The following is a 19,961-nucleotide window of genomic DNA, read 5'->3' as shown; positions in this document are numbered from 1 at the left end:
GAGAGCAAGCTGCGTATAGCATCGGGACATGCCAAAATCTCCAAAGTGAAGCCGTTGAAATCATTGGCATGTCGCACTTGGAAATAGAATGTACCCGGCTACAGCCAGCGATCGGATAAGATAGATTATGGAACATAATTGATGCCTGTAGATCGTAACTGGATGCGCAATTATGCCGCTGGCGCTATTATCTCCCGCTTCTGATTGACTCTCAGTTCCTCCGACACATACCAACCGTCCCATTGTGAGAACTGCCGGAAAACCCGGACGTATCCCTTACGTCGAAGCAGCGCATCGATTTCCCGTTCGGTCTTCGGATTATTCTCGACAGACAGCAGCTTGATTTTGCGATTGAAGCTGAACGCCGACAGGATTGCCAGTTCGCTTCCTTCCGTATCGATCGACATGTAGTCGATCACCGGTGGCGCACCGTATTTGTCCAGCAGATCGTCCAACGAAATCGTTTCGACCTGAATGCGCCGGCCTTTGCTGCGCACGGCGGCAAAATGGTCGCCATCGGAGAAGCTGGCAATCGCGCTCAGCTCCGGATCCGACGTGTCGGTCGCAACGAACGTGACAACATCGCCTGATGTCGATGAGACGCACATGCGCTCGATACTTGCCCGCCTGTTGGCGAACAGCTCGTCGTGCCAGATGGGATTGGGCTCAGCCAAAATTCCTTTCCAGCCGAATTTTGTCTCGAGAAGCCACGTATTGCTGTTCTTCAGTCCGTTTGTGGCCCCGAACTCAACAAAGAACCCGTCCCGTTTCTCGCCAAGCTCGAAACATACCCACAAATCCTGCAATATCTGCGATCTGGCGTAGTCTCTTCTGGAGAAGCAATAACCGAGAAATCGTGCTTCCTCGTTCTCCAGTGCCTGGGAAACCTCCGATCGGTTAAGTCTTATCGAATTGAACAGCAGGGTCTGCGTCGACGTGTTTTTCAAAACCTTGTTACAAAGAGCAGCCATTCCGGAGAATGTAAGCTTTTTCAGGCTTACCATACTGGCACCTTTTCACATTGAGCTCTGTCTGTTCTTCCAAAAGTGAGGAAATACTAGACAGGAGCCAAACAACGAAAGAAATTTAGGCAACGGCATGCAACTGATACACGTGTGCGACAAGCGTATCGCACACGGTGACAATACATCACAAAAAACTAAAGTATATGATGAACTCATTCGAGCAGCGAACGTAGTTATCGAATGCTCTTCGCTGTGGCAAAAACAATACTTGCGTCGCTCACAATCGCGACGTGAGCATATGCCGCCTGGCTCGCTGCGACGGCATCACCGCGCATAATCGCGGTCACGATAACGTCGTGCTCATCGTAAGATTTGGCCAATCGTCCAGGCAATCGAAACTGCGCGCGCCGAAATGGAGCGAGCCGCGCGCGGGTCTGCGTCACCAGTTCGTAGATGTGATCGTTGTGGGCCCCACGATAGAGCTGGCTGTGAAATTCCGTGTTGTGGGCGGCGTAGTCCTCGTCGGCACCGGCGTGCACGAGCTTGGCCGATGCGCGGTGCTCGAGCTCGAGCGTCCTTCGCTCATCCACGGTCATCCGTTCGGCGGCAAGCCGCGCGCAGATCGCCTCCAGCTCTGACATCGCTTCGAACATGGAATGAAGGTAACTCTCGGTGACGTTGGCAACGACGGCGCTGCGGTTCGGCTCGCGCTCCACCAGTCCCATGGCGCCGAGTTCGCGCAAGGCTTCACGTACAGGCGTGCGCGAAACATCGAACCGGGCTGCGAGCGATATCTCGTCGAGGCGCTCACCCGGCGACAGCACGCCGGTCACGATCATGTCAGCGACGGCACGCACCATCTGCTCTACGGTCGTCCCTGTCCTGATCACTTCTCGACGCCTGATCTGCTTCACAATTTCATCTGCCTTCCTGATTGCATACAGATGTACGCGACACGAGGAAAAGTCAAATATTTTATGTTTTTTCGTGTTTTACGCCCGCGTCCTTATCAAGATAACCAAGATTTTTTTGTGTCATCGATCGGGTAGGCGCCCTAAAAATAATCCGTGAATATTTTTTCAGCATATGCAGCACAAATCTGCATACACTTTACCCTTCCGTCCGCGTGGCAAGATTTTTATATAAATAGAACAAATAGATAAAGTTTGGCACGGCCATTGCATACACTTTTTCGCAACGTTTTTCGAACCGGCCCTGGCCGCAAGGAGCATTCCGATGACCAAACTCCTTTCCATGAATCGCCGCCATTTCCTTCAGGCTTCCGCAGCCGGCGCACTCGCTCTTACGCCTGGCTTGCTCCCGGGCCGCGCCCTCGCCCAGACGGCGCTGACCGTCGGCTTCATCTACGTCGGTCCCAAGGACGACTACGGCTATAACCAGGCGCATGCCGAAGGTGCGGCAGCGCTCAAGGCAATGCCGGGCATCACAATCGTTGAAGAGGAAAATGTCCCTGAAACCGTCGATGTCCAGAAGACGATGGAATCGATGATCAATCTCGATGGCGCAACCCTGCTCTTCCCGACCTCCTTCGGCTATTTCGACCCTCACATGCTGGCCATGGCTGCGAAATACCCCGATATCCAGTTCCGCCATTGCGGCGGCCTCTGGCAGGAGGGCAAGAACCCCATGAATACGGGCTCCTATTTCGGCTATATCGGCCAGGGCCAGTATCTGAACGGGATCGCGGCTGGCTATGCCTCGAAGAGCAAGAAGATCGGCTTCGTTGCCGCCAAGCCAATCCCGCAGGTACTGCAGAACATCAACTCCTTCCTGCTCGGCGCCCGCTCGGTCGATCCCGCCATCACCTGCCAGGTGATCTTCACCGGCGAATGGTCGCTGGCGGTCAAGGAGGCCGAGGCCACCAACGCCCTGGTCGACCAGGGCGCGGATGTCATCACCTGCCATGTCGATAGCCCGAAGGTCGTGGTCGAGACCGCGGCCGGTCGCGGTGCCTTCGTCTGCGGCTACCACGCCAACCAGAGCCCGCTGGCGCCCGAGAAGTACCTCACCGGCGCGGAATGGGCCTGGGGCAACGTCTATACCGATTTCGTCAAGAAGGCGCAGGCCGGCGAGAAGCTCGGCAATTTCGTACGCGGCGGCCTGAAGGACGGCTTCGTCAAGATGAGCCCGCTAGGACCTGCCGTTTCGGCTGAAGCCCGCACAAAGTTCGAGACCGTCCATGCCGAGATCATGAGCGGCAAGTTCTCTGTCTTCAAGGGGCCGATGAAGGACAACAAGGGCAACGTCATCGTCGCCGCCGACAAGGCGCTCGCCGAGGACGCGATCGAGCTCGAGAGCATGGACTATCTGGTCGAGGGCGTCGTCGGTTCCACGGCCTAAGCCAGAGGGAGAAGCGTCATGACAATAGAGGCGAACACTCCATCTCTATCGCCTGCAATCTCCGATACGCCGGCACGGCCCTTATTCGGGCCGCTGCTGGAATGGCTGGCGCGGCGGGCAGAGCCCGTCGTCATCAGCCTCGGCGCGATCCTGGTCGGTCTGGCGCTTTTCTCGCTCTTCATCATGGCGGTCGGCAAATCGCCGGCCGTGCTTTTCCAGCTCATGTATACCGGCGGCTTCGGCAGCTGGTTTTCGGTGCAGAACAGCCTTAGCCGTTCCGCGCCTCTGCTTCTGACGGCGCTCTGCGTGGCGCTGCCGGCGCGGCTTGGATTGACCATCATCGGCGGCGAGGGAGCCGTGGTGCTTGGCGGCGTGGCAGCGGCGGCAATCGCCCTTCCCTTTGTCGGCACCCTGCCCGCCATTCTGCTCCTGCTTCTAATGGCGGCGGCGGCCATGGTGGTCGGCGGTGTCTGGATCGGATTCGCGGGCTTCCTGCGGCACTACCGCGGGGTGAACGAGACGATATCCTCGCTGCTGCTTGCCTATATCGCGATCGCGCTGATGAACCAGTTCGTCGAGGGGCCGCTGCGCGATCCGGCCAGCCTCAACAAGCCCTCCACCGCTCCGCTGCCGGCGGAATACATGATGGGCAAGATACCTGGCATGGACGTGCACTGGGGTCTGGTGATCGGTATCGTTGCCTGCATTCTCTCCTGGATCCTCATCGAGGTGACGAGCTACGGCTTCGCTGCCCGTATCGCCGGCGGTAACGTGCGTGCCGCGCAGATTCAGGGATTGCCCGTGGGGCGGCTGATCGTCGGCTTCACGGCGATCGCCGGCAGCTTCGCCGGGCTTGCCGGCATGATCGAGGTCGCCGCCGTTCAGGGAAGCGCCAATGCCTCGATTGCGGCCGGCTACGGCTATACCGGCATTCTCGTGGCCTTCCTGGCGCGACACAATCCGCTGGCGATCATTCCCGTCGCCATCCTGCTCGGCGGCATTGATGCCTCGGGCGGGCTGATCCAGCGGCGCATGGGCCTGCCGGATGCGACCGTGCTGGTGCTCCAGGGGACGCTGTTCGTCGTCATCCTGCTGTTCGAGACCTTCTACGGCCGCTTCAAGATCTTCAACCCCGACCTTTGGAAGAGGAACCCGTGATGGACGAGACCGGTATCGGCATATGGGGTGTACCGCTGGCGATCCTCGCCGGCGCCATCCGTGTCTCCACGCCCTTTATCTTCGTGAGCCTCGGGGAGACGATCACCGAACGATCAGGGCGCATCAATCTCGGGCTAGAGGGAACACTGGTGTTCGGCGCGATGACGGCCTACGCGGTTGCCGTCATGAGCGGCTCGGCCTGGCTCGGCGTGCTCGCGGCCATGGCGACCGGCGCCGTCTTCGGCCTCGTGCACGGCTGGATCTGCAAGTGGCCGAAGGTCAACGATATCGCGATCGGCATCGCCATGATGCAGTTCGGCCTGGGCATGGCCTTCTTCCTCGGCAAGCCCTTCATCAAGCCGGTGGCGCCGCATCTGCCCTCGATCCCGCTCGGCGGCTGGTCGAGCCTGCCACAGGTGCAGGCGGCGTTGAACATCAATGTGCTCTTCGTGATCGGCGCGCTGCTTGCGGTGGCGCTTTGGTGGGCGTTCAAGAATACCCGCGTCGGCCTCATCCTGCGCGTCGTCGGCGACAGCACGGATGCAGCGCGCGCCATGGGTATCGATCCGGATCGTGTTCGCTTGCTGGCCACAGCTGCCGGCGGATCGCTGGCTGCGGTCGGCGGGGCCTATCTCTCGCTCTATTATCCGGGATCGTGGAACGAGGGCATTTCATCCGGCCAGGGCCTGATGGCGGTGGCGCTCGTCATCTTCGCGCGGTGGAACCCGATCGGCTGCTTCCTTGCCGCCCTGCTTTTCGGCGGCGCTGGCGCGCTCGGCCCTGCTCTGCAATCGGTCGGCGTCACGCAAGGCTACTACCTGTTTTACGCAGCGCCCTACGTGCTCACGCTCGCCATCCTCATCGCCACCTCCTCGCCCACGCGCTCGCTTGCGGGTGCGCCGGGGGCCTTGTCACTCACGAAATAAGTCACTCACCAAGTAATTCTGTTTTGAAATAGGGATTTAGCCATGAACGGTCTCGGCGGCCTCAACAAATCCGAACACGGTGTCGGCATCGGCCTCGTGCAGCTGCAACTCCCCGTGACTGTCACCAGGGAGGACCTGGCGCGGCAGACGCAGGTGATCGTCGATCTCGTGGCCAAGGCGCGGCGCAACCAGCCGGGCATGGATCTCGTCGTGTTCCCCGAATATGCGCTGCACGGGCTGTCGATGGATATCAACCCCGCGATCATGTGCCGGCTGGATGGGCCTGAAGTCGCGGCGTTCAAGAAGGCGTGCCTGGACAACCGGATCTGGGGCTGCTTCTCGATCATGGAGTTCAATCCCGGCGGCATGCCTTATAACTCCGGCATCGTCATCGACGATACGGGCGAACTGAAGCTCTATTACCGCAAGATGCATCCATGGGTGCCGGTGGAGCCTTGGGAGCCGGGCAATCTCGGCATTCCCGTCATCGATGGCCCGAAGGGCGCCAGGCTGGCGCTGATCATCTGCCATGACGGCATGTTCCCCGAGATGGCGCGGGAATGCGCCTACAAGGGCGCCGAAATCATGATCCGCACGGCTGGTTACACCGCGCCGATCCGCGACAGCTGGAAATTCACAAACCAGTCCAACGCATTCTGCAACCTGATGGTTACGGCAAGCGTCTGCATGTGCGGCTCCGACGGCACCTTCGACAGCATGGGCGAAGGCATGATCTGCAATTTCGACGGCGCGATCATCGCCCACGGCACATCCGGCCGCGTCAACGAAATCATCACCGCGGAAGTCCGCCCGGATCTGGTGCGCGAGGCGCGGCTCGGCTGGGGCGTCGAAAACAACATCTACCAGTTCGGCCATCGCGGCTATGTCGCGGTCAAGGGTGGGGCCGGCGATGCACCGTACACCTACATGCACGACCTGATCGCGGGCAAGTACCGACTGCCCTGGGAAGCCGACATCAAGATCACCGACGGCACCTCCTGCGGCTTCGACAAGCCGGCGAGGCGCTATGGCGCAACATTCAAGCTCGCGGGCGAGTAGAGGAGACGGACGATGGACATGATGACCGAGGCAAAAGAGCATTACGTCAAGGCCGATCCCTACCCCTGGCCCTATAACGGCGCGTTGAGGCCCGACAACACGGCGCTCATCATCATCGACATGCAGACAGACTTCTGCGGCAAGGGCGGCTATGTCGATCACATGGGCTACGATCTGGCACTCGTGCAGGCGCCGATCGAGCCGATCAAGTCGGTGCTGACGGCGATGCGCGCCAAGGGTTACCACATCATCCACACCCGCGAAGGCCACCGGCCCGACCTCGCCGACCTGCCGGCCAACAAGCGTTGGCGCTCGCAGCGGATCGGCGCTGGCATCGGCGACGCCGGGCCTTGCGGCCGCATCCTGGTTCGTGGCGAGCCGGGCTGGGACATCATTCCCGAACTCTATCCTCTCAACGGCGAAGTGATCATCGACAAGCCGGGCAAGGGCTCGTTCTGCGCCACGGATCTCGAACTGATCCTCAACCAGAAGCGCATCGAGAATATAATTCTCACGGGGATCACCACCGACGTCTGCGTCTCCACCACCATGCGCGAGGCCAACGACCGTGGCTTCGAATGCCTGTTGCTGGAGGATTGCTGCGGCGCCACCGACTACAGCAACCACCTCGCCGCCATCCACATGGTGAAGATGCAGGGCGGTGTGTTCGGCTCGGTCTCCAATTCCAAGGCTCTGATCGAGGCGCTTGTCTGATGCCATCGATGCGTGCCCAAGTCTTCCGTGTGCCGGCCGACGGGCCGGATGATGTCTCCGGCGTCGAGGCTCTGTTTGCTGCCGGCCTGAAGCCGGAGAATGTCGTCGCCATACTCGGGAAGACCGAGGGCAATGGCTGCGTCAACGACTTTACCCGCGGCTATGCGACATCGAGCTTCGAGGCGCTGTTTCGTCGCTATGGTGTCGAGGGAGTGTCGATCGTCATGTCCGGCGGCACGGAGGGAGCGCTGTCGCCGCACTGGACGGTGTTTTCCCGTGAGGAAACCGATGTGCCGGCGACGCGGTCGCTAGCGATCGGGGCGGCGCGCACACCTGCCCTGCCCTCGCATGATCTCGGGCGCCGTGCACAGGTGCTGATGGTCGCCGATGCCGTGAAGGCCGCAATCCGGGATGCCGGGATCGAGGATATGGCGGACGTGCATTTCGTGCAGATCAAGTGCCCGCTGCTGACGACGCAGCGGATCGCCAAGGTGGAAGCATCTGGCAAGACCGTCGCCACGCGCGACACGCTGAAATCCATGGGGCTTTCGCGCGGCGCGTCGGCGCTTGGCGTCGCAGTGGCGCTGAGCGAGATCGATCCGGACGAGATCACCGATGGCGATATAGGCACGCGCCACGAGCTCTATTCGCGCTGCGCTTCGGCGTCGGCAGGCGTCGAGTTGCTGGATCACGAGATCGTCGTGCTCGGCATGAGTTCCAGGTGGTCCGGTCCTTTCCAGATCGACCATGCTGTCATGCGGGACGCAATCGATGTGCAGTCGGTGAAGGCGGCCTATGCGCGGCTGCCCGAGGGCAAGCTTGCGGCCGTGCTTGCCAAGGCGGAACCTGACCCGAGCGGCCAGGTGCGCGGCAACCGGCACACCATGCTCGGCGATTCCGACATATCCGGCACGCGCCATGCCCGCGCCTTCATCGGTGGCGTGCTGGCCGGTGTGTTCGGGATGACCGATCTCTACGTCTCGGGTGGCGCCGAGCATCAGGGGCCGCCTGGCGGCGGGCCCGTGGGAATCATCGTCGAAAAGGAGACATGAAGTGAGCATAGTCCGCGACACCCCTCTCCCGCAGGCCGGCAAGGCCGTCGGCATCCAGACCATCGGCATGACCATGCGCTTCGGCAGCTTCACGGCGCTCGACAATGTCTCGGTCGACATCCCGGCCGGCAGCTTCCACGCGCTGCTCGGCGAGAACGGCGCCGGCAAGTCGACGCTGGTGAAATGCATCATGGGTTTCTATCACCAGACTTCCGGTTCGCTGTCGGTGGATGGCCGCGAGGTGGCGGTCGCCTCGCCGAAGGATGCGGCGACCTATGGGCTCGGCATGGTCTACCAGCACTTCACGCTGGTGCCGTCGCTGACTGGTGCCGAGAACCTCGTCATCAGCCGCGCGGAAGTGCCTCACATCATCAACTGGGCCAAGGAGCGCAAGGACCTCGCCGCCTTCATGGAGCGGATGCCGTTCAAAATCCCGCTCGACAGGCCGGTGAGCGAGCTGGCCGCCGGCGAGAAGCAGAAGCTCGAGATCGTCAAGCAGCTCTATCTCGGCCGTTCCTTCCTGGTGCTCGACGAACCGACCTCGGTACTGACGCCTGCAGAGGCCGACGAAATGCTCGGGCTGGTACGCGGGATGACCGAGCGCGGCGAGCTGACCGTGCTGATGATCTCGCACAAGTTCCACGAAGTGACCAAGTTCGCGGACGCTGTCTCGATCCTCCGGCGCGGTACGCTGGTGGGATCAGGCAAGGTCGGCGAACTCTCCACGGCCGACATGGCGGCGATGATGATTGGTGACGTGAAGCTTGCCGAACTCGACACGCGCGTGCCTGTTTCCTCAGCTGCCAAGCCGGTTCTCAAGGTCGAGAACGTAAAGGCGCCGGATCGGTCCGGGCTGAAGACCATCGAGATCGACAGCCTGACGGTGCGATCCGGCGAGATCGTTGGTATCGCCGGCATTTCGGGGAACGGCCAGAAGGAGCTGACCGAGATCCTCGCCGGCCAACGGCCGACCGATGCCGGCACGGTTGAGGTCAATGGCGGGGTCTACGGCGCTACGCGACCGGAAACGCGTCGTAACAATGTGCGCTTCATCCCCGAGGAGCCGCTGCAGAACGCCTGCGCGCCGAAGATGACGGTCAGCGAAAACCTCGCTTTCCGCACCTTCGACCTGAAAGCCGACGGCAAGGATGCGATCTGGCTCAGCAAGGGCAAGATGCGCAAGCGCGCCACAGACCTGATCTCCGATTTCAAGGTGAAGACCGCCTCCTCGTCCTCGCCTATCGCGGCCCTTTCGGGCGGCAACGTGCAGCGGGCGGTGCTGGCGCGGGAGCTCACCGGCGAGGTCGACCTGCTGATCGTATCCAACCCGTGCTTCGGCCTCGATTTCTCCGCGGTGGCGGAGATCCGGGCGCGGATCATGCGGGCGCGCAATTCTGGCGCGGCAGTGCTGCTGTTGTCGGAGGACTTGGACGAGCTACTGGAGATGTCCGACCGGATCATGGTGATCTCGGAGGGCAAACTGGTTTACGAGACGCCTGCGCTCGCGGCGGATATTGCCGTTATCGGTTCTCACATGGCGGGACATCATTGATGGCGGAGATCAAAGCGCAACCTTTCGCCTTCCTTGCGAAGCCAGGTGAACTGGCGCTTGTCGTCATCGACATGCAACGCGACTTCGCCGAACCCGGCGGCTTCGGTGCCAGCCTCGGCAACGATGTCAGCCGCATTACCAGGATCGTGCCCGACGTCAAGCGGCTGATCCAAGGGTTCCGCGATGCCGGATTGCCCGTCATTCACACGATGGAATGCCACAAGCCGGACCTTTCCGATCTTCCACCTGCCAAGCGCAACCGCGGCAAGCCGAGCCTGCGCATCGGCGACGATGGACCGATGGGGCGGATCCTCATCGCGGGCGAGCCGGGCACGGCGATTTTGCCTGAACTTGCGCCCATCGATGGTGAGATCGTCATCGAGAAACCCGGGAAAGGCGCCTTCTACGCCACTGAACTTGGCGACGTTCTGAAGGAAAAAGGCATCACGCAGCTGGTGTTCGCAGGCGTCACGACGGAGGTCTGCGTGCAGACAACGATGCGGGAGGCCAATGACCGTGGCTATGAGTGCCTGCTCGCGGAAGAGGCCACCGAGAGCTATTTTCCCGAATTCAAGGATGCCGCCATCGCTATGATCCGCGCCCAGGGCGCGATCGTTGGGTGGACTGCACATGTGGACGACATATTGGAGGTGATCGGTCATGCCTGAGACAACACGCGAGCTTCTGACGCTAGGCGGCTGGAAAGACCTGACTTTCTCTCCGTTTCGTGAAGAGGTGACGATCCACTGGATCCGGCCCTTCGAGGGCGATCAGCCGGGCGTAGCGCTGCTGAAATACGAGGCCGGCGCCTCGGTACCGCGCCACCGCCACGAGGGGCTGGAGACCATTCTCGTGCTCGAGGGCACGCAATCGGACGAAGCTGGTGACTATGGTCGCGGTAGCTATATCGTCAATGCCGCCGGCACGGAGCACTCGGTCTGGAGCGATACCGGCTGCGTGGTGTTGATCCAATGGGATCGGCCGGTGAAAATACTGGAAGAGGAAAGAGCATGACCGCGGGACCGCCATTCGACATCGCATCGCTGCACGCCTTCTACGCCGACGGCGGCACCGTCGCTGACATCTTCGATCAGGTCTTTGGGCGCATTGCCGCGGTCAACGACCCCGGGATCTTTCTTCATCTCGCGGATAGAAGCAAGCTGGCAGCCGAGGCGGAAGCGCTTGGCGCGTTCGATCCCATCACGAAACCCCTGTGGGGCGTTCCCTTCGCGGTCAAGGACAACATCGATGTTGCCGGCATGCCAACCACGGCGGCCTGCCCTGACTATGCCTATGTCGCCGAAAACGACGCGACGGTGGTCCGCTTGCTGAAAGACGCCGGGGCGCTCGTCATCGGCAAGACCAATCTCGACCAGTTCGCGACCGGCCTCGTCGGTGTTCGGTCTCCCTACCCGATCCCACGCAATGCCATCGATGCGCGCCTCGTTCCCGGCGGCTCGAGCTCCGGCTCCGCGGTTGCCACCGCGCAAGGAATTGTCAGCTTTGCGCTCGGCACAGATACCGCCGGTTCGGGGCGTATTCCCGCAGGGCTCAACAATATCGTCGGGCTCAAGCCGAGCGTCGGCGCCTTCTCGACCGCCGGGGTCGTGCCGGCCTGCCGGACCTTGGATTGCGTCTCCGTCTTCGCATTGACGGTCGATGACGCCTGGACCGTCTTCCGCGTCGCCGCACGCCATGATCCGGCGGATGCCTATTCGAAGACGATCTCGGCGACCGGCTTTGGCTCGCTGCCGCCCGTCCTGTCGATCGGCGTTCCTGTCAAGGACGACCGGCAGTTTTTTGGAGATACAGTCATGGAAGCGGCGTATGAGGCTGCTCTGTCGACCTTGTCCGGGCTAGGCCATCGGCTTGTCGAAGTTCCGTTCGGTGACTTCTACCGGGTCGCCAATCTTCTCTATGACGGTGCCTGGGTCGCCGAGCGCTATGCCGCGGTCAAAGATTTCTTCGACGCGAGAGAAGACAGCTTCCATCCGGTAACCCGGAAAATTTATGGCGCCGCGAAATCGCTGACGGCAGCCGATGCGTTCAATGGCCTCTATGCGCTTCAGGCACTCAAGCAAACGCTGCAGCCGGTGATAGCCTCCGTCGATCTCTTCTGCGTGCCAACCGCGCCGAGCCACTACACGCTTGCCGATCTGGAGGCCGAGCCGATCCGTGAAAACTCGCGGCTTGGGACCTACACCAACTTCGTCAACCTACTGGATATGTGCGGCATTGCCGTTCCGACCGGCACGCGCGCCGATGGTCTACCGGCCAGCGTCACGCTGCTTGCCGCATCCGGCCGTGATGGGCTGACAGCGGCGCTTGCCCGCGAGCTTCACCAGACCGCCGGCCTGACGCTCGGCGCCACCGGCTGGCCTCTGCCGCCCGCCGCAAAGGCTCCCGCCGACAGCGAGCAGGGGTTGATCGATCTGGTCGTGGTCGGGGCGCATCTGTCCGGCATGCAGCTGAACGTGCAATTGCGCGACCTCGATGCACGCTTCTCCAGGACGGCACGGACATCCGATGCCTACCGCCTTTATGCGCTCGCAGGCCAAGTTCCGGCTAAGCCGGGGATGATCCGTGTAGAGGCAAGGCAAGGCGGCAAGATCGATGTCGAAGTCTGGCAACTGACGCCGGCTGCTTTCGGCGCCTTCGTAGCGGCAATCCCGTCGCCGCTTGGCATCGGCACGGTTCACCTGTCCGACGGCACCTCAGCAAAGGGATTTCTGGTCGAGCCGGCGGCAATTGCCGGCGCGAGCGACATCACGGCCTATGGTGGCTGGCGCAACTATGTTGCCAGCGAGCCAGAGCGACGGGCTCGAAGCGCCGGCTGATCCGCCGGCAAAAACGCGAAACCGTCTGATCCCTTCAGGCGATTTCGGGTTCGGTCAACTCGACGTCGAAGCTCATTTGGTCGTAAGCCGGAACGACGTGCTCCGGCGTCTCTGCCATCACCGTGTCATAGTCCAGCGGCGTATGCATGTGTGTCAGGATCGCTCGCTTCGGCTTCAGGCGTTCGATCCAGTCGAGCGACTGCTCCAGCGACAGGTGGCTCGGATGGTATCGGTACTGCAGAGCGTCGATGATCAGGATGTCCAACTTCTCGAGTTTTACAACAGTTTCTGGCGGGAAATCACTGATATCGCTACAATAAGCGACATCGCCTATACGAAATCCCAGCGAAACGATATCGCCGTGCTGCTGTATGTGAGGCCGGAACGTGATCGTGCCCCCGGCGCCGCTGATGCGAAGCGGCGCACCGATATCCTCGATGATCCTCGCCTCGACAATCGGCGGGTAGTTGCTGCCGGGAGGTGTTTCCAGGCAATAGCCAAACCCCTGCCGGATCCGGTCCATCGTGACCGGCGTGGCATAGATCGGAACGCGCTGTTGCGAACCGAAGTAATAGCCACGCAGATCGTCGAGACCATGAATATGATCGGCATGGGCATGCGTGTAGAGAACCGCATCGACGTTATCGACACGCGCTGCAATCATCTGTTCGCGAAAGTCCGGCCCGGTATCGATGACAACGGTGGTCACGCCACCATTGTCATCGTATTGCTGGACCATGAAGGACGATCGGGTGCGCCGGTTCTTCGGATTGGCCGGATCGCAGGCACCCCAATCGCCGGTGATCCGGGGCACGCCGGGCGACGATGAACAGCCTAGAATGGTGAACCGTCGCCGATAGGCCACCGCGTCAGATCCTTGGCATTTTCGAGAAGCAGCGGAATGCGTTCTCCGTTGTGATCCTCGATATCTCGGCGTAGCTGACATCCAATGTTTCAGCCAGGACTTCGGCTGTGTTCACCACATAGGACGGCTCGTTGCGCTTGCCGCGCCAGCGCTTCGGCGCAAGGTAAGGCGCGTCGGTTTCGACCAGTAGCCGATTATGCGGGATGGTCTTGGCGATGTCGCGCAGATCCTGCGACTTCGGAAATGTCAGGATGCCCGAGAAGGAAATGTAACCCCCGAGCTCCACGCCAGTTCTTGCGAGCTCCGGACCGGCCGAAAAGCAATGCAGGATGAATGGGAACGCGCCCTTGCCCGTTTCCTCGGTCAGGATCGCAGCCATATCTTCATCAGCGCTGCGGCTATGGATGACCAGCGGAAGCTTCGTCTCGCGGGCTGCGGCGATGTGACGGCGGAAGCCGGTCTTCTGATCCTCGGGCTTCTGCGTGTCGTAGAAGTAGTCGAGCCCGGCTTCGCCGATCGCAACGACCTTCTCGTGCGCATTGGCAAGGCGCACGAGGTCTTCGGTCTGGATGTCGAGTTCTTCGTTCGCGCTGTTCGGATGCGTGCCGACGGAGCAGAACACCGACGGATACTTTTCCGTGATGGCCAGCAGAGTGTCGAGTTTGCGGACCCGCGTGGAGATCGTCACCATCTGCTTGACGCCGGAATCGTGGGCGCGCTTGACGATATCTTCACGCTCCTCCTCGAAATCACCGAAATCCAGATGGCAATGCGTATCGATCAGCATGGCGGTCTCACGCCTCGGGTGCGACGTAACGCGGGAATACCGGCGTCGGCGCTTCGAGCGGCGTGCCCGGTACGAGCCGGCCTGCTTCACCAAGGGCTACGAAGTCCCGCTTGTCGGCAGGTGCCGCAACGAGATTAAGCAGCTTGTCAGCCGATTCAGGCACGAATGGCTGCAACATGATCGCAATCTGACGGACAACCTCGGCTGTCACGTAGAGTACGGTGGCCATGCGCACCGGGTCGGTCTTCTTCAATGCCCAAGGCTGCTGCCCGGCAAAATAGCGGTCTGCCTCGGACACAACGGCAATGATCGACGTCAGTGCGCGATGGATCAGCTGCTTGTTCATGTCCTCACGCGTCGACGCGTGCAGGGCGTCTGCAGCGGCCAGCATTGCCTTATCTTCGTCGGTCAAGGGACCGCATTCCGGGATCTTGGCGTCGCAGTTCTTGGCGATCATCGACAGCGAGCGGCTGGCGAGGTTGCCGATGCCGTTTGCAAGATCCGAGTTGATGCGCGTGCCGATTGCCTCTTCGCTGTAGCTGCCATCGTGGCCGAAGGAGACTTCGCGCAGGAAGAAGTAGCGCACCTGATCGAGACCGAAATGGCTCACGAGATTGACGGGATCGACGACGTTGCCGAGCGACTTCGACATCTTCTCACCCTTGTTGAGCAAGAAGCCGTGCGCGAAGACGCGCTTGGGCAGCGGCAGGTTCGCGGACATCAGGAAGGCCGGCCAGTAGACCGCGTGGAAGCGAATGATGTCCTTGCCGATGATGTGGACGTCCGCAGGCCAATACTTCGCCCGTGGGCCATTCTTGTCTTCGATATAGCCGGTCGCGGTGATGTAGTTGGTCAGGGCGTCAACCCAGACATACATGACATGCTCGGGATCATTCGGAACCTTGATGCCCCAATCGAAGGTCGTACGCGAAATCGACAAATCCTTCAGGCCCGACTTCACGAACGAGATGACTTCGTTGCGGCGCTCGGCCGGACCGATGAAATCGGGATTGGCTTCGTAGAGCGCGAGCAGCTTGTCCTGGTATTCGGAGAGCTTGAAGAAGTAGCTCGCTTCCTCAACCCACTCGACCGGCGTGCCCTGCGGCCCGTAGCGCACGCCATCGGCGCGCAGCTCGGTTTCGTTTTCCTGGTAGTAGGCTTCGTCGCGCACCGAGTACCAGCCGGCGTAGGAATCCTTGTAGATGTCGCCGGCGTCGGCCATCAGGTTCCAGATATTGCGGGAGGTCTCGTGATGGCGCTCCTGCGTCGTGCGAATGAAATCATCATTCGACGCATTCAGTAGTTTCGCCATGGCCTGGAATTCGCCGGAGTTGCGGTCGGCGAGCTCTTGCGGGGTGATGCCTTCAGCCCGCGCCGTCTGCTGCATCTTCTGCCCGTGCTCGTCGGTGCCCGTCAGGAAGAACACATCCTTGCCGTCGAGCCGCTGGTAGCGTGCCATCGCATCGGTCGCGATCAGTTCGTAGGCATGGCCGATATGCGGCTTACCGTTGGGATAGGAAATCGCGGTGGTGATGTAGAAAGGAGTCTTGTCTGCCATGGCGGCCATCGTATCCGTCTAACTCTATAAAAACGATCAGCCGCTCCTTAGCGCATGTGGCGGCGAAGCGAAACATTAAGTTTCGAAACGGTTGGCGGTTTCAGGGGCGGAGCCCGCGCGACCTTGACTCGCTTTTTCTCGCATTCTACGCAGAGGCAAAGAAGACAGGGTGACAGCAACGTGACACTTCAGGCATCCCTCAGCAACGTTTCGCGCGCAGGCTCGAGGCTCACCGTTTGACCCTATCCAGCTTCGATCCGCTCTACTCGCTATCCGGGCTCCTCGTGGGCGCGCTTGTCGGAATCACCGGTGTCGGCGGCGGTTCGCTGATGACGCCGATCCTCGTGCTGCTCTTCGGCGTACACCCGGCAACTGCCGTGGGCACTGATCTGCTTTATGCCGCAGTGACCAAGAGTGCGGGCACCGCCGTTCACGGCATACACGGCCGCATCAACTGGCGCGTGGTCGGCTGTCTGGCCGCCGGCAGCGTGCCGGCCGCACTGCTGATGCTCTGGCTCATGGCGGGCGTTGATCGCAAGAGTATAGAAGTCGCGCATACGATCACCACCGCTCTTGGCTGGCTCCTGGTCATGACAGCGTTCATGCTGGTGTTCCGGCGCCAGGTGCTCGACTTCGCCAAGCGCTCCATCGGCGACCGGCGCCCGATGCGCCCGGCAACGATCTCCATCCTCACCGTTTTGCTGGGGCTGGCGCTCGGCGTCCTTGTGACGCTCACCTCCGTCGGCGCAGGCGCCCTTGGCGTGACCGTCCTGCTGATCCTCTACCCGAGGCTGGATGTTCGCGAGATCGTCGGCTCCGATATCGTCCACGCCGTCCCGCTGACCTTGATCGGCGGCATGGGCTACTGGATGATCGGCGAGATCGACTGGGGCATGTTGCTGGCCCTGCTCCTCGGCTCCATCCCCGGCATTATCATCGGCAGCCTGCTCGCCCCGAAGCTCCACGAGCGTACGATACGCATCGTGCTTGCTCTGACACTCGCCGTCGTTGCCTGGAAACTGCTGGCGGGCTGATCTCGCCTGATCAGGGACCAGGCTGTTTGATATCCCCGAGGATGCTCAGGATCGTCTGCTTGCGATCCAGATTGTAGGCATCCGATACCGTCAGCCGCTCGATGATATCGGAATGGAGCCGCGACAGCCGCTCCGCGGCAGCCACCTGCCCCGCCATTGCGGCCGCTCGTGCCTTGCCCATCAGATCATCGCCGACATGGCCGGAGAAAAACTCGAAGATGGTGTCGCTCTCCTTGCCCGAGAGCGCATCGGCGAGGCGATGCATCGCCTTTCGAGCCGATGGTCCCTGCGACGACAGCACCTCGTTGTAGGCCGCGATGATCTCGCCGCCACCGTAATTGACGAGCTTCAACGCCTCGCCGACACTGCCGTTCGCGGCAGCAAGGAGGTCGCTATCGTCGACCCGGACGCCGAGGTGCGCAAGCGCAGCGCCAAGCGCCTCATCCCCGAGCGGTGACAGCTTCAACGGCAGGCAGCGGGACCGGATGGTGGGCAAGAGCTTGCCCGGCGCGTGCGAAATCAGCAGGAACAGCGCCCGCTTCGGCGGCTCTTCGAGGATTTTCAGGATGGCGTTGGCCGCGCTGCGGTTCATATCGTCCGCGGGATCGATGATGACGATGCGCCAATTTCCGGTACCCGAGGTCTGGGAAAAGAACTTTCCGGCCCGGCGCACTTCATCGACCGTGATCGCCGACTTCTGCTTCCCGGTCTTTTCATCCACCGGTCGGGCAAGATACAAGAGATTGTGCGACGCGCCCGCGACGATCTGACGGGTCACCGGCGAGCCCGGATCGGGGTCGGCCATCAGCTCCGGCGCGCCGGCCGGATCCGGATGCGACAAGACGTGATTTGCGAAACGAAACGCCAGCGTCGCCTTGCCGATCCCCGACGGCCCTTCGATCAATAGCGCATGATGGCTTTTGCCCGAGTGGTAGGATTGGGCGAGAAATGCAGCCGCATCTTCATGGCCGAAGAGCTTCGTGTTTTCCGCTGGCCAGATGGCGCCGTCGAGCAGACCGGGGCGTTCGTCACTCATGGCGACGCTTCCGTTGTCTTCGATACTATTCCTGATGCAAGGAGCTGCTCGACGATCGACAGGATATCGGCAGAGATGACGTCCTGGCTGCGCATCGCGTTGACCACATGGCAACGCTCCGGTTCGCGCGCGGCGATATCGAGGAAAGCCTCGCGGCGCTTCTCGTGTGTTTCCAGCTCTTCCTTCTCGAACCGGTCGGGCGCCACATCTCCGGCTGCGCCGCGCTTCTGCGCGCGCTCCAGACCGGCACGTGCCGGCAGATCGAGGATCACCGTGCAATCAGGAACGACGCCGTTTACAGCAACCCGCTGCAGCGTCTCGACGAACTCCGGCTCGAGATTGCCGGTCACGCCCTGATAGACCCGGGAAGAATCCATGAACCGATCGCAGAGAACGACCTCGCCACGCAGCAGTGCCGGCCGTATCAGTTCCTCGACGTGATCGTTACGCGCAGCAGCAAACAGGATTGCCTCCATTCGGGTGCCATAGGCCTCCGCGGCGCCTGACAGGAGCACGTGGCGCACGGCCTCCGCTCCGCGGGAGCCACCTGGTTCGCGAGTCAGCAGAACGGTGTGCCCAGCCGCCCGAAGCGCTTCCGCCAGCAGGCGGATTTGCGTCGATTTCCCAGCGCCCTCGCCGCCTTCAAATGTAACAAACAACCCAGTATGGAATGACAATAATACGTTCCTGCATTTCGGCGCCGGTGCCGCCACTGCCGTACATCTAGCGGAAGATGCCGACGAGCGGAACTGCTTGCGGGTCAACTCCGTGTGTTGCCCCACAATGAACAGCGAATATGGCGATCACGTGGGCTCGGGCTTGTTCCAGAGCCAGGAAAAGAGCAGCGATTCACCGACTTCGAGCAGCGCATCGACGGCCCTGCTGCTCAGCGATCCGACCTCAACCGCGTTCTTCGTGTAGAGGGGAACCTCCCGCAGAAGTCGGCTGCCGGCAAAGATGCGAAGCGTGCCCACAGACTGGTCGGCGGCCACAGGCGCCATCAGGGGCCAGCGATAGACAATCCGCGCGGCCAGACGATCGGGATTGTTGACCGGGATATAGACGCTGACCGGGGCCTTCGCGACAAGATCGACGTTGCGCTCGGCGCCACCGTAGACGCTGGCCGCACCGATGACTTCGGTTTCGGCGAACAGCTGCCGGCTCTCGAATGAACCCAGCCCCCATTCGATGATGCGCTTGGCTTCCTCGGTTCGCTCCTTGTCGGAAGCAATACCGCCGAGTGCCACGAACAGCCGCCGGTCATTGCGCACGGCGGATGCGACGATGGAATATCCCTCCCCCTCGGCAAACCCGGTCGCGAGCCCATCAACCCCAAGACCGAAGCCCAACAACGGATTGCGGTTCCGCTGGAAGATCTTATTCCACTGGAAATCGGGCTGCGCGAAATAGGGATAGAAGTTCGGATAGGCCTGTTGGAGTTGAACGGCAAGCGTGACCATGTCGAACGCCGTCGTCTTGCTCTTCCCGTCAGGAAGGCCGGTCGAGTTACCAAAGAGCGAGTGCTGCATGCCGAGTGTCTTGGCCCTGCGGGTCATCGCTTCAGCAAAGGCCGGCTCGCCGCCGCTCATGCCCTCCGCGAGAATGATGCAACTGTCATTGGCGCCTTGAATGGCGATGCCCTTTGCCAGATCCTCAACGCGCACATTCGATTTCAACGCCGCAAACATCGTTGCCGTGCGCGACGGCGCTCCACCGGTGCGCCAGGCATACTCGGAAACAGGATATTGCGTGTCGAGGGTGATCTGGTTTTTCGTCAGGGCATCGAAGACGAGTTCGACCGTCATCAGCTTGGCAAGCGACGCCGGCGAAAAGGTCTGGTGTTCGTTCTTGGCGAGAAGGACCGTGCCAGTCGACGCCTCGATCATGTAGGCCTGTGCTGCCTTTGTGCCGAAGGCCGGCGCCGGCTCATTGGCAGCCGGCGCGGCATTCGCGGCAACCGGCAACAAGAACGCACAAAGACGAAGCATACGCTTCAGCATCAACAACCCCACCAATCAGGCAACCTTGCCCATGGGAGACGACATAAACGGCGTTCA

Annotated in this window: 19 protein-coding genes; 11 read left to right on the top strand and 8 right to left on the bottom strand. The window is 61.3% G+C overall.

Going from position 1 to position 19,961, the window contains the following annotated elements; genetic code table 11:
- Positions 1–170: 170 nt before the first annotated feature.
- Both QTL94_RS18995 and QTL94_RS18990 read right to left on the bottom strand, forming a co-directional pair.
- Entirely contained in the window at positions 171–971 is an 801-nt protein-coding gene (locus QTL94_RS18995; protein ID WP_289802879.1) for an FkbM family methyltransferase, read from the bottom strand.
- A gap of 227 nt (positions 972–1,198) precedes the next feature.
- Complete coding sequence (locus QTL94_RS18990; protein ID WP_289802863.1) at positions 1,199–1,879, bottom strand: GntR family transcriptional regulator; 681 nt, start codon at positions 1,877–1,879, stop codon at positions 1,199–1,201.
- A 322-nt stretch (positions 1,880–2,201) separates the two neighbouring features.
- On the opposite strand from QTL94_RS18990, the gene QTL94_RS18985 reads away from it, so the two are divergent.
- The 10 genes from QTL94_RS18985 to atzF are packed head-to-tail and all read left to right on the top strand — an operon-like array spanning position 2,202 to position 12,624.
- The gene (locus tag QTL94_RS18985; RefSeq protein WP_289802862.1) at positions 2,202–3,326 is read left to right on the top strand and encodes a BMP family ABC transporter substrate-binding protein; all 1,125 of its coding nucleotides are present in this window, start codon (positions 2,202–2,204) and stop codon (positions 3,324–3,326) included.
- Positions 3,327–3,344: 18 nt separating this feature from the next.
- Positions 3,345–4,484 carry an ABC transporter permease gene (locus QTL94_RS18980; protein WP_289802861.1) on the top strand — a complete coding sequence of 380 codons (1,140 nt, stop codon included), beginning with the start codon at positions 3,345–3,347 and terminating at the stop codon, positions 4,482–4,484.
- Entirely contained in the window at positions 4,484–5,410 is a 927-nt protein-coding gene (locus QTL94_RS18975; protein ID WP_018899850.1) for an ABC transporter permease, read from the top strand. The genes QTL94_RS18980 and QTL94_RS18975 overlap by 1 nt, the downstream gene beginning before the upstream one ends.
- Before the next feature lie 42 nt (positions 5,411–5,452).
- The gene (locus QTL94_RS18970; protein ID WP_289802860.1) at positions 5,453–6,469 is read left to right on the top strand and encodes a formamidase; all 1,017 of its coding nucleotides are present in this window, start codon (positions 5,453–5,455) and stop codon (positions 6,467–6,469) included.
- 12 nt (positions 6,470–6,481) lie between these two features.
- Positions 6,482–7,183 (top strand): biuret amidohydrolase, encoded by a 702-nt coding sequence (gene biuH, locus QTL94_RS18965; RefSeq protein ID WP_289802859.1) that lies wholly within the window; start codon positions 6,482–6,484, stop codon positions 7,181–7,183.
- On the top strand, positions 7,183–8,235 hold the full coding sequence (gene atzD / locus QTL94_RS18960; protein WP_289802858.1) for a cyanuric acid amidohydrolase: 1,053 nt from the start codon (positions 7,183–7,185) through the stop codon (positions 8,233–8,235). The genes biuH and atzD overlap by 1 nt, the downstream gene beginning before the upstream one ends.
- A 1-nt stretch (position 8,236) precedes the next feature.
- Positions 8,237–9,787: an ABC transporter ATP-binding protein gene (locus tag QTL94_RS18955; protein ID WP_289802857.1), complete on the top strand. Its 1,551-nt coding sequence runs from the start codon at positions 8,237–8,239 to the stop codon at positions 9,785–9,787.
- Positions 9,787–10,455 (top strand): cysteine hydrolase family protein, encoded by a 669-nt coding sequence (locus QTL94_RS18950; RefSeq protein ID WP_289802856.1) that lies wholly within the window; start codon positions 9,787–9,789, stop codon positions 10,453–10,455. Before QTL94_RS18955 ends, QTL94_RS18950 begins: the two co-directional genes overlap by 1 nt.
- Positions 10,448–10,801, top strand: a complete 354-nt coding sequence (locus QTL94_RS18945; protein WP_289802855.1) for a cupin domain-containing protein — start codon at positions 10,448–10,450, stop codon at positions 10,799–10,801. The genes QTL94_RS18950 and QTL94_RS18945 overlap by 8 nt, the downstream gene beginning before the upstream one ends.
- Complete coding sequence (gene atzF / locus QTL94_RS18940) at positions 10,798–12,624, top strand: allophanate hydrolase (protein ID WP_289802854.1); 1,827 nt, start codon at positions 10,798–10,800, stop codon at positions 12,622–12,624. Before QTL94_RS18945 ends, atzF begins: the two co-directional genes overlap by 4 nt.
- 34 nt (positions 12,625–12,658) lie before the next feature.
- Here atzF and QTL94_RS18935 read toward each other — a convergent pair whose 3' ends face one another.
- The 3 genes from QTL94_RS18935 to metG are packed head-to-tail and all read right to left on the bottom strand — an operon-like array spanning position 12,659 to position 15,834.
- Positions 12,659–13,489, bottom strand: coding sequence for an MBL fold metallo-hydrolase (locus tag QTL94_RS18935; protein WP_289802853.1), 831 nt, complete (start codon positions 13,487–13,489; stop codon positions 12,659–12,661).
- Positions 13,490–13,493: 4 nt separating this feature from the next.
- Complete coding sequence (locus QTL94_RS18930; protein ID WP_289802852.1) at positions 13,494–14,276, bottom strand: TatD family hydrolase; 783 nt, start codon at positions 14,274–14,276, stop codon at positions 13,494–13,496.
- Positions 14,277–14,283: 7 nt separating this feature from the next.
- The gene (gene metG / locus QTL94_RS18925) at positions 14,284–15,834 is read right to left on the bottom strand and encodes a methionine--tRNA ligase (RefSeq protein ID WP_289802851.1); all 1,551 of its coding nucleotides are present in this window, start codon (positions 15,832–15,834) and stop codon (positions 14,284–14,286) included.
- A gap of 236 nt (positions 15,835–16,070) precedes the next feature.
- On the opposite strand from metG, the gene QTL94_RS18920 reads away from it, so the two are divergent.
- Entirely contained in the window at positions 16,071–16,868 is a 798-nt protein-coding gene (locus tag QTL94_RS18920) for a sulfite exporter TauE/SafE family protein (protein ID WP_289802850.1), read from the top strand.
- A gap of 10 nt (positions 16,869–16,878) precedes the next feature.
- On the opposite strand, the gene QTL94_RS18915 is transcribed toward QTL94_RS18920, so the two are convergent.
- The 3 genes from QTL94_RS18915 to QTL94_RS18905 form a co-directional block, all read right to left on the bottom strand.
- Positions 16,879–17,904, bottom strand: coding sequence for a DNA polymerase III subunit delta' (locus QTL94_RS18915; RefSeq protein WP_289802849.1), 1,026 nt, complete (start codon positions 17,902–17,904; stop codon positions 16,879–16,881).
- Entirely contained in the window at positions 17,901–18,581 is a 681-nt protein-coding gene (tmk, locus tag QTL94_RS18910; protein WP_289802848.1) for a dTMP kinase, read from the bottom strand. Before tmk ends, QTL94_RS18915 begins: the two co-directional genes overlap by 4 nt.
- Before the next feature lie 126 nt (positions 18,582–18,707).
- On the bottom strand, positions 18,708–19,904 hold the full coding sequence (locus tag QTL94_RS18905; protein ID WP_065691265.1) for a D-alanyl-D-alanine carboxypeptidase family protein: 1,197 nt from the start codon (positions 19,902–19,904) through the stop codon (positions 18,708–18,710).
- Positions 19,905–19,961 lie beyond the last annotated feature (57 nt).

This window comes from Rhizobium sp. S96 (genome assembly GCF_030382195.1).
Lineage (GTDB): Bacteria > Pseudomonadota > Alphaproteobacteria > Rhizobiales > Rhizobiaceae > Rhizobium.
Note: the sequence above shows the minus strand (reverse complement) of the source record. Positions and strands in the feature narration are given on the sequence as shown.